Consider the following 10,172-nt stretch of genomic DNA (forward strand, 5'->3'; position numbering starts at 1 on the left):
AGCCCTCAACCTCGAACTCGTCGCTGAGCGCGTGCTGCACGTTGACGGGTCGGCGCATCCCGTGCGGCGCTCTGCGCGTTTTGCACACAGCCTCGGTCGAAAGCTCCGCTTCGTAGCTAGTGAGAGCGGACGTTCAACGGAGTTCGACCGGGACGACCGCGGGCCTCGCCTGAGCTATGCCCGTCTCGCAGTTTGCCGCGTTGGCGCCGGCGCAGAGCACCGTCTGCTTTGCCGCAGCAAGCAGACGCTCAAATTTCGCGATCGACCGACGGCAATCGCTGCATTGCTGTCGCTCAGCATGAGCACATGCAAGCAGGACGATGTACACGTCGATATGTGTGCTGAGTCGTAGGCACGGCTCCCTGCATTTCCAGCCGAACAGAATGCGTGTTGGTTGTCACCTCGCCGGTCGGACGACGCAAGTGTCAATCCGCCTCGCCGTCGACGTATCGTTCGGCGATAGCCCGGAAGTCGTCGCGTCGACGCTCGAAAGCAGCCACGACGTCCGGATCGAACAGCGAGCCGCTGGCGGCGAAGATCGTGGCCACGGCCTCGTCGTGCGACACGGCCTCTTTGTAGATACGCGGCGTCACCAGCGCGTCGTACACATCGGCCAACCCCATCAGCCGTGCCGGCAGCGGAATGTCGCTGCCGCGCAGCCCATCGGGATAGCCCGACCCGTCGAAGCGCTCGTGGTGCGACAGCACGATCTCCTTGGCACAGCGCAGGAAGGCTGCATCGACGGCCAGTCGTTGCTGCGACGCATCGAGGGCATCGTGTCCAAGACGGGTATGCCGTTTCACTTGGGCGAATTCGTCTTCCGTCAGCCGACCGGGCTTGCGCAGGATCGCTTCGGGCACAGTGACCATGCCGATGTCGTGCAAAGGGACCGACTGCACGATCAGGTCGACGGTGCGCTCGTCCAGCGCGCCGGCGGGGCCGCTCGCCTGGCGCAGCTCCATGCACAGCGAGCGCACGTAGTTTTGCGTCCGCAGGATGTGCGTGCTGGTCGTGCCATCGCGCGTCTCGGCCAGCGAGGCCAGGGCGACCAGGGTCACTTCCTGGATGGAGCGCATGTCGCGCGTGCGGCGCGCGACCTCGGCTTCGAGGTAGGCCGCCTTGTCGCGCAGCACGTCGGCCACCACCTTCAGGTGCAGGTGCGTGGCCACGCGGGCGAGTGCGATCGGCGGGCTGATCGGCTTGGTGATGTAGTCGACCGCGCCAAGCAGCAGTCCACGCTCCTCGTCCTCGGGTCGCGACATCGCGGTCAGAAAGATCACCGGCGTGGTCTGCGTGCGCGGGTCGGCTTTCAGCCGCTCCAGCACCTCGTAGCCGTCCATGCCGGGCATCATGATGTCGAGCAGCACCAGGTCGGGCGGCGCGTCGAAGGCCAGCTGCAAGGCCTTCGCACCGCTCGTCGCGAGGCGCACGCGGTAGCTGTCGCGCAGCAGGTTGGACAGCACGTCCAGGTTCTCCGGCGTGTCGTCGACGACGAGCACGGTGGGCTTCGAATCGGGCGCTTCGGGCATGGCGTGTTCCTCCGGCTGGTGCCTGTCGTTCACTCGTGGTCTTCGAAGCGGGACGCAATGGCCAGCACTTCGGCTTCGATGCCCAGGAAGGCATCGAGCACGTCGGGATCGAAATGATTGCCTCGCCCCTTGCGCAAGATGTCCATCGCCTCCTGGTGCGAGAAGGCCGGCTTGTAGATGCGCCGCGTGATCAGTGCGTCGTACACATCGGCCACCGCCATCAGGCGCGCCGACACCGGGATCTCGTCGCCGGCCAGGCCTTCGGGGTAGCCCGAGCCGTCCCACTTTTCCTGGTGCGAATACGCGATCTCGCGCGCGAAGCGCAGGAAGCTGCTGGTGTGGCCGACGTAGCGCTCGACCTCCTGGATCACGTCGCGCCCGTAGACGGTGTGCAACTTCATGATCTCCCACTCGTCGGGGTCGAGCTTGCCGGGCTTGAGCAGGATGCGATCGGGCACGCCGGTCTTGCCGATGTCGTGCAGCGGTGCCGACTTGTGCAGCAGTTCGATGTCGTCGTCGGTCAGCACCTCGGAAAAGCGCGGATGCTGCTTCAGCGCATGAGCGAGGGCGGCCACGTAGTTCTGCGTGCGCCGGATGTGGTTGCCCGTTTCGTTGTCGCGCGTCTCGGCCAGGCTCGCCATCGCATGGATGGTGGCGTCGCGCATCTTCACGACTTCGGCGGTGCGCTCCTTCACCAGCGACTCCAGCACCGCGTTCTGGTCGCCCAGCATGCGCCGGGCCTGGCTCACGGCGAGCTGGTTGCTCACACGCACCAGCACGATGGGCGGCGAGATGGGTTTGTGGATGTAGTCGGCAGCGCCGAGCGACAAACCCTTCTGCTCGTCTTCGACCTCGGCCTTGGCGGTGAGGAATATCACCGGGATGTCGGCAGTGGCTGGCTCGGTCTTCAGCTGACGGATGACCTCATAGCCGTCCATGTCCGGCATCATCAGGTCGAGCAGGATCAAGTCGGGCTGTGGCGCTGCGGCTGCCAGCTTCAGTGCCTTGGCGCCGCCGTTGGCGAGCTTGACCTTGTAGTCGTCCTTCAGCAGGTCGGCCAACAGCGTCAGGTTGTCCGGCGTGTCGTCCACCACGAGGATGGTGCGTCGCGGGGCGCCGTTGGCGCTGGTTGTTGTCATGTTGTCCTCTCCCCCATATCGTCCACGTCTCACAGGCCGACCGACTGCGAACGGGCCGCGGAACGCACGGCGTCGAGCGCGAGATCGAAGTCGTAGCTGTCCAGGGCGCGCTGCGTGGTCCGCGCGGATTCCGCGCCGAACGTGCCTGCGAAATCGTACGCCAGCTGGGCGAACTTAGGGGCCGCATCGCCGCTGCATTCCTCCATCAGCGACAGCAGCTCGCGCAGGTCGTCGATCCATGCGGCGATCGGTCGCGCGGGCGCCGTGGGCGGCGCGGCGGCCGGTGCCTGCGAGACACCCTCAAGGTCGCCGGCCGCGGTGTCGAGCACCGCCTGCAATGACTGGAGTACGCCTTCCAACGCTGCATCCTCGCCACCATGGCGGATGGCCGCTTCGGCGTCCCCCGCCAGCTGCTGACCTTGCGCGAAGCCGAGGGTGCCGCACAACCCCTTCAGCGTGTGGGCCAGGCGTTCCGCCCGGCCGCGGTCGCCTTGCCGCAACGCCACACGCATCTCGGCCGGAACAGCGGGCTGCTCGTGGCGGAAGCGGTGCAGCAGCTTGTGCAGCAACGCTTCATTGCCGCTCACGCGCCGGCGGGCCGCGACGAGGTCGAAGCCGTCGATCGCCGGCAGCGCGATGGCGTCGCGCGAGTCGGCGGTTCCGGCCACCGATGCGTCGCCGACGAGCTTGGGCGCAAGCCACCGCCGCAGCAGCGCATACAGCAGCTGCGGCTCGATCGGCTTGGCCATGTGGTCGTTCATGCCCACGGCCAGGCAGCGGTCGCGCTCCTCGCGCATCGCATGGGCGGTCATCGCGACGATGGGCAGCCGCGCGAAGCGCTCGTCCTCGCGCAGCAGCCGGGTCGCCTCGTAACCGTCCATCACCGGCATCTGCAGGTCCATGAAGACGAGGTCGTGGTGGCCCGGCGGGGCGGCGCGCAGCTGCTCCAGCGCCTGCTGGCCGTTGTGGGCCACCTCGACGGCAATGCCGGCGGATTCGAGCAGCTCGGTGGCGATCTGCTGGTTGGTGTCGTTGTCTTCGGTCAACAGCACGCGGGCCGATTCGAAGCGCGGCACGCTGCCCGCATCGACCGGCGCCGCGCCCGCCTCTTGCGGAGCAAAGAGTTCGACCAGCGTGTCGATCAGCGCCGAGCGGCTCAGCGGCTTGAGCAGGAAGGCGTCGACCCCGGCCGCCTCGGCGGCACTGCGTACCTCTTCGCGGCCGAAGGCGGTGACGAGCACCACCTTGAGCGCCTCCGTGGCCGCCGCCTTGGCCTGGGTCGCGAGTTCGATGCCGTTCATGCCCGGCATCTGCCAGTCGGTGAGCAGCAGCTGGAACGCCACGGGCCCGGCCGACAGCGCCGCCATCGCCTCGCGACCGCCGGACGCTGCCTCCACCCGCATCGGCAGGCCCTTGAAGGCGTCCAGCAGGATCTCTCGTGCGACAGGGTTGTCATCCACCACCAGCACGCGCAGCCCGTTCAGCGCCTGCGGCACGACGCGCGGCAGCCGGGCCTGGGCTTCGCTGCGTTCGAGCCAGCAGGTGAACTGGAAGCGGCTGCCCTTGCCCGGCTCACTGTCGACCCAGATGCGGCCGTCCATCATCTCCACCAGGCGCCGAGAGATGCTCAGTCCCAGGCCGGTGCCACCGAAGCGTCGGGTCGTCGACCCGTCGGCCTGCGTGAAGGGCTGGAAGAGGCGTGCCGTCTGATCGGGTTCCATGCCGATGCCGGTGTCGCGCACGCAGAACGCGAGTTGCACGCGCCCCGACTGCTCCGCCATGAGGCGGGCCGACAGGTGGATCTCGCCCTGCGGCGTGAACTTGATCGCGTTGTTGACGAGGTTGATCAGGACCTGGCCCAACCGCAACGGGTCGCCACGCAGGCCGCGGGGAACCTCGGCCGGCACGTCGAAGAGGTATTCGAGGTTCTGGTCCTGTGCACGTGCAACCGTCACGGTGGCCAGGTTGGCCAGCACGTCGTCGAGGTTGAAGTCGATCCGCTCCATGTCGAGCCGGCCGGCCTCGATCTTCGAGAAGTCGAGGATGTCGTTGATGATCCCGAGCAACGCCGTGCCGGCGCCGTGGATCTTTTGCAGGTAGTCGCGCTGCTTGGGCGTGAGCTCGGTGCGCAGCGCCAGGTGCGACATGCCGATGATGGCGTTCATCGGCGTGCGGATCTCGTGGCTCATGTTGGCCAGGAACATCGACTTGGCCTGCGTCGCCTCTTCGGCCACCGCCTTGGCGGCCACCAGCGAGCGTGCGTTGGCCTTCTGCGCGCTGATGTCGATCAGCCAGGCCAGCAGGCCGCGCTTTCCCTCGTACTCGTCGGGCAGGTAGGTGGCCAGGATGTCGCGCTGCGAGCCGTCCGGTGCGTGCATGCGCAGCTCGTAGTCGCGCACGATGCCGTCGCGTTCCAGGATCTCCAGCATGCGCCGGCGGTCGTCAAGGTCGACGTAGGTGTCGGGCTCGGCGGTGCCGGTCAGCCGGATCAGCTCGTGCGTGCGCGGGTTGGCGAAGCGAACGCGCCCCTCCGTCGAGATCGCGACGCCGACAGGCGCGGTCTCGAGGATGCGCAGCAGCCGCTCGCGCTCCTGGTGCAGGTCGCGCAGGGCCTGCTTGCGGTCGGTGACGTCGAGCGCGATCGCGATGATCGAATCGATCTCGCCGGCTTCGTTGCGCAGCGGCGAGAGGCTCAGGTCGATCCAGCCGGTGTGCCCGTCGCGATGGAGGTAGCGCAGCATGGCACGCGCCTGTGCGCGGCCGGCGAAGGCGTCGGCCACCATCGCGCGCATCTGCTCGCGGTCTTCTTCGGCGATCAGGTCGCCCACTGGCACGGCCGCGAGTTCCTGCTCGCTGTAGCCGAAGAGCGCGGCCGAGGCGGCGTTGATCTGCTGGCGCGACAGATCGGCACCGATGTTGACGATGCCCACGGGGGCGTGATCGAAGATCGCGTGGAAATACCGTTCGCGGTTGGCGAGTTCGGCACGCTTGCGCTCGAGCTCTTCGGTGCGCTTGGCCACCTCGGCCTCCAGCGTGGCATTGGCGCGTGAGAGATCGTCGGTGGCGGCCAGCAGCATGCGCCGCATCGATTCCTGCGCTTCGGCCAGCGTGCCGATCTCGCGCCAGCGCGCCTGGACCCGAACCGGCTCGGTGAGCTGCATGTGGCCGATGCGCTCGCTTTCCACCGACAGTTGCTCCAGCGGCTCTGCGAACTGCCGGGCGATCCAGGTGGCCAGGCCCGCGGCGCTGGCGACCGACAGCAGGCCCAGCAGGAGCAGCAGCGCGAGATCCGTCCGGGTGCCCGGGATGAAGTCGCTGGCGGGCGCCGCGACGGCGAGCAGCACCTTCTTCGCGCCCAGCGACGTGCTGTGGACCAGCGCATACCACGGCTGGCCTGCGGTGGTGTAGCGCAGCTCGCCGGCCGGCTCTGCATCACGGTGCCAGCGCTGGATGCCTTCCGCCAGCGCGGGCAGTCCGATCGCGTCGACCGGCTTGAGCACGTGGGCCTTGATGGCGTCGTCGGACGTGAAGCGCTCCGAGCGGGGCAGGCCCAACACACGCCCATCGGGATGCAGGATTGCCACCATGCCGTTGCGGCCGGCCACGGCCTTGGTCGTGAAGTGCGACAGGTCGAGCAGCTTCACATCGTGGCTGATGACGTAGACGGATCCGTCTGCGCCGCGCCAGCGTGCCGCGGCGGTGATGCCGGGTTCGTGCGAGGTGAAGAAGACATAGGGGTCGGTCCACTCGGCGATGCCATCGGACGGGGCTGCCATGGCGGCTGCGAACCACGGCCGAGTGCGCGCGTCGTAGTCGAGCTCGCGCATCTCGACGCGCACCAACTCCCGCGCGGCGTTCCAGTGCAGCCAGTAGGCCTGGTGCCCCCATTGCGCAGGATGCGTGAGGCGGTTGACCCAGGTGCCGTCGGCATTGCGCAGCAGCAGGATCTCGCGGCCGTTCTCGCCGGCCATCAGTACCGAGCTGATCTCGGCGTGATTGGCGATCACCGAGAAGAAGATCTCGTTGAAGCCGAGCAGGTCGTCGAGGCTGACCTTGCCCTGGCGACCCCAGTCGAGCGAGGTGTGAAGGGTGGTCTCCACGGTGCCGAGCAGCTGCTGCACGCGGCCGTACAGCTCGGTGGCGGCCTGGCCCATCTGCGCATGCGCCAGGCGGTCGATCGTCGGTCGCAGGATCAGAAGCACCACGCTCAGCGCGAAGGCCAGCAGAATGGCGCCCGCGAGGAGCGAGATGCGAAGCACGAGCGCCCGGCGGATGGTTCCACTGCTGGGACTTTTCGCCGGCTCCGTCACGCTGCGTTCCCTCGCTGCTTCGGTGGCGGTGAGTATGCGGCAGCGGGGAAGCGAGCGCCAGAGGCTGTTCTGTGCGCCTCTGATTGGCAGCGTCGCCTGAGCTGAGACCAAGCTCTGGCTGCAGCATTGAGCAGAAGAGGTCCGCAACCTCGATCGAACAGACCGCTTCAGGCTGGTTGCGGTCGGTAAGGTTCAGGCGGTGAACGACTGCTCAGGCCAAAAGCAGACCTTCGTCGCGTGGCGAATGGATCAGCTCAGTGTCGGCCGAGTGGGAGGTGGCCACAGCGGCAGGGGCTGACGTAGTCGAATGTCTGCTCTTGCGAGCCGTGAATCGGAACTGTCGACCCGTTGCGGACCTTCTCATCGCCATTCTCATGGGTGTATAGCGGTCACTCGGCGTCTGGCATGGCACGCGTCCTGAGCCCAAAGTCGGAGAGCGTCCAGTCGATGGAGGAGTGAGCTGCACTCCATCCCTACGAGGAACGTTTGACGATCAGAACGATGACGACCAGCGCGACCGCGCCTGCATAGAACGCTACCTTGAGATAGCTCGGCGCGGAGGGCTCTGGGCCAGGGAGATCGTTGTCGCCTGGCCAAGCCGCCTGTTTCGCCGCGCCAGCGAACATGTGCGCCACGGCAGGGAAGAGTGCGAACGCAAAGGAAGGGGCGAGGTATGAGACGGCTCCGAGAATGACGGATGTTCCAAACACCCAAACTGCGAAAGGAACGGAGGGGAATACTGAAGCAGCAGCGAATGCGATTGCTGGCACGAAGCCTAGAGCAAGTCCAACGAGCGCCGCCAGCAGGCATGCGCCAAGTCGGAGAGCGGCAGAAGGTGAATCGTTCTCCACGCCAGTCCTTGTGTTTAGCACGAAAGGCTCACTTTGGCGTTCGCTGTGCGCCTCTGATCTTTTCATAAACAATCTTGGCGTTGTCGATCAGATCAAAGCGCGGGGACTGCTGTCGCGCTCCAGGCCAAGAAGGCGCCCCACCGAACATCGATCCGAACGGGCTTTGCGGGCCGAACGTGATCGATCCATTGCCACCGCGCCCCTCGGTCAAGGTGACGTCGGACAAGGTGTTCAGCGACAGAGATTTGATGGTGCGCGAAATGACTCCAGAGACGATCAGGACTCGATCCGAAGTCAGTGCGTAGTAGGTCTTCGACCTCTGCATGGCTTCGACGAAGAATCTTCCGATCACCATGTAGAGGCCAACCGCTACGAACGGAATGCCCCAGAGCACGAAGAATCCTGGGGCCGTGCCGGAACTTGCGACGCTCATCTCCCAGAAGATGGCAAAGCCACACCACATGAGGCTGAATGGAATCGTAAAGACGTCGGAGCCGCGCAAAACAACTCCTTGACGCGGTCGACCCCACCAGAGGGCGTGCTCTCCAGGACCAATCTCCCCACGAATTTCTTCCGGCAGTTCTGTCATGGGATATCCATGTAAACGAGTAACGGCGCCGGGTGATTGCCCGCCCGGCAGATCAAGGCAAGCCCACCCGATAGCAGTCGCCGGCGACAGGCTGCACCTGGCCGCCTACAGCCGCTTGCACTGTTGACGCCTCATTCGAGCGTGCCAGGTCGAGACGCCGGCCTATGCAACCACCACCAGCCCAGAGCAGCGATGGGAAGGCCGAGGATCGTGCCAGTTGCGAGAAGCGTGAGCCGCCAATCAAGCCTTGGAGCGGTGTCGATTGGCGTACCAGGGGCAGACAGAGCGAGTGCGACTCCCGGCGCAACCGCTACAAGGACGTACGGCCACAGACGCGGTCGCGCAACCAGCAGAAGCGCGAGCACAGTCGGAACGACGATTCCCATCCAGCCCATCGATCAATGCTACTCGAATGCAGTCGTTCGCGATCGGCAGCTTGTGGCCGACACAGGCCGTTCGGGTTGTTCTGTCGATTGAACGCCCGGGCAATGGTCTGGCACTGGACCCTATGTCATCGCGTAGACAAGGAACGGCCTGACAAAGAGTAAGAGCAGGATCACGCGGATGACGATGTGAAGCCAGAAACTTGCTGGAGTGGACCTTCGGCTAACACCGCGACCAATCCTTCCGAAACCTGCGCCAGTGGCGAACATTTGATAGAGATCTGCCGCCAGCACAGCGCAGCTTGACGCCAGTAACGTGACCACGGCAACCTTTCGCAAGATGCCATGTTCAAGGGGAACAGAGGCAAAGAGGAGCGCAAAACCAAGCAACAAGAACCCGGCTGCGCCGCGATGCAATTTGGTGGGCAGCTCGTCACTGGAAGTCACGACAGATCACTCGACCTTCTCAAGCCCTGGGAGTACGACCGCAAGATGGCACCTATTGATCTTGGCATGGCGCTCACTATCGCAGAGCCGTGAAGAGGACTGCCTGCACATCGCACCTCAACGTGCCTTGCGCGAGTTGATGAACCAACCAACCGCGATCGTGAAGACGCCGATCGCTACGGCACCGATCCCGCACATTGTCAGAGGAGCGAGCTTCGCGGTTGCTCCCGGTACGAGGCGCAGGAATTGTTGATGTTCACCGGTACTGGACGGTCGAGAGATGAGCAAGACATCTACAGGCAGCAGGTCAGCTGCTGGCGATAGCAGCGCCAGTCCAACGAGCACGAGCAGATAGCCAACACCACGCACCCACGCACTCATCATTTTCGGACCCGCCTCAAAGCTTGGACCGCATTCTCCCGCGCTTTCTCGGCTCCCGAAAGCGGTCAGCCGCGACGGACAGCTTGTGGCCGACTGTGCCCGTTCGCGTCATGGTCGGCAAGCGGTCGTCGAGCAGCAGCACCACGCAGGCTGATGGCCGCTCGTGGGCGGCGCGGCGAACATACACTGTCGGCCACGAGTTGTCCGTCGCCAGTGACCGCTCTCGGGCCGCCCACCGCCAATGCTCTCCGCATGAGACAGAATGATTCGGAGGCACCGAACACTGCCATGTTCACCGGTAGACGACACGACCCTGTCCGCAGGCTGCCTGGAGGCGCTACGAGATGACCGAAGATAAATCCTCTCAACCGAAGGAAGGCGGCACCAAGGATGGCGTCATCGGCTTCGTTGGATTGCTCTTACTCGTCGCATGCATGGCGGTGTCGTACTACTACCCATACCCAAGTGGTAAGCGCCCGGATTTTCTGAGCCTGCTGATGCTCTGGGCACGCGAGGCATTCATCCTCGTCGTTGCGCTCGCTG

9 protein-coding genes are annotated in these 10,172 nt (G+C 65.4%); 2 read left to right on the forward strand and 7 right to left on the reverse strand.

Annotated features, from left to right (window positions below; genetic code table 11):
* Positions 1 to 352 (forward strand): hypothetical protein (locus tag FHT26_RS29600; RefSeq protein WP_210427662.1); only part of this gene is annotated, 352 nt, incomplete at its 5' end.
* Between the two features lie 73 nt (positions 353 to 425).
* Here FHT26_RS29600 and FHT26_RS29295 read toward each other — a convergent pair.
* The 7 genes from FHT26_RS29295 to FHT26_RS29325 form a co-directional block, all read right to left on the reverse strand.
* Complete coding sequence (locus FHT26_RS29295) at positions 426 to 1,529, reverse strand: HD-GYP domain-containing protein (RefSeq protein WP_168563599.1); 1,104 nt, start codon at positions 1,527 to 1,529, stop codon at positions 426 to 428.
* Between the two features lie 29 nt (positions 1,530 to 1,558).
* Positions 1,559 to 2,668: an HD-GYP domain-containing protein gene (locus FHT26_RS29300; protein WP_168563600.1), complete on the reverse strand. Its 1,110-nt coding sequence runs from the start codon at positions 2,666 to 2,668 to the stop codon at positions 1,559 to 1,561.
* A 29-nt stretch (positions 2,669 to 2,697) separates the two neighbouring features.
* Entirely contained in the window at positions 2,698 to 6,927 is a 4,230-nt protein-coding gene (locus tag FHT26_RS29305) for a response regulator (protein ID WP_168563601.1), read from the reverse strand.
* 524 nt (positions 6,928 to 7,451) lie between these two features.
* The gene (locus tag FHT26_RS29310; protein WP_168563602.1) at positions 7,452 to 7,829 is read right to left on the reverse strand and encodes a hypothetical protein; all 378 of its coding nucleotides are present in this window, start codon (positions 7,827 to 7,829) and stop codon (positions 7,452 to 7,454) included.
* Between the two features lie 28 nt (positions 7,830 to 7,857).
* Positions 7,858 to 8,418 carry a PH domain-containing protein gene (locus FHT26_RS29315; RefSeq protein WP_168563603.1) on the reverse strand — a complete coding sequence of 187 codons (561 nt, stop codon included), beginning with the start codon at positions 8,416 to 8,418 and terminating at the stop codon, positions 7,858 to 7,860.
* Between the two features lie 506 nt (positions 8,419 to 8,924).
* Positions 8,925 to 9,248, reverse strand: a complete 324-nt coding sequence (locus tag FHT26_RS29320) for a hypothetical protein (protein ID WP_168563604.1) — start codon at positions 9,246 to 9,248, stop codon at positions 8,925 to 8,927.
* Between the two features lie 117 nt (positions 9,249 to 9,365).
* Complete coding sequence (locus tag FHT26_RS29325; protein ID WP_168563605.1) at positions 9,366 to 9,629, reverse strand: hypothetical protein; 264 nt, start codon at positions 9,627 to 9,629, stop codon at positions 9,366 to 9,368.
* Positions 9,630 to 9,973: 344 nt separating this feature from the next.
* Here FHT26_RS29325 and FHT26_RS29330 point away from each other — a divergent pair.
* A partial coding sequence (locus FHT26_RS29330) for a hypothetical protein (protein WP_168563606.1) occupies positions 9,974 to 10,172 on the forward strand: 199 nt, incomplete at its 3' end.

Origin of the sequence: Rhizobacter sp. SG703 (genome assembly GCF_012275445.1) — a bacterium.
Taxonomy (GTDB): domain Bacteria; phylum Pseudomonadota; class Gammaproteobacteria; order Burkholderiales; family Burkholderiaceae_C; genus Rhizobacter.

Excerpts from the sequence above, each read along its gene's own strand:
- FHT26_RS29295 (WP_168563599.1), bottom strand. The coding sequence starts at position 1,529 with ATGCCCGAAGCGCCCGATTCGAAGCCCACCGTGCTCGTCGTCGACGAC.
- FHT26_RS29300 (WP_168563600.1), bottom strand. The coding sequence starts at position 2,668 with ATGACAACAACCAGCGCCAACGGCGCCCCGCGACGCACCATCCTCGTG.
- FHT26_RS29315 (WP_168563603.1), bottom strand. The coding sequence starts at position 8,418 with ATGACAGAACTGCCGGAAGAAATTCGTGGGGAGATTGGTCCTGGAGAG.
- FHT26_RS29325 (WP_168563605.1), bottom strand. The coding sequence starts at position 9,629 with ATGAGTGCGTGGGTGCGTGGTGTTGGCTATCTGCTCGTGCTCGTTGGA.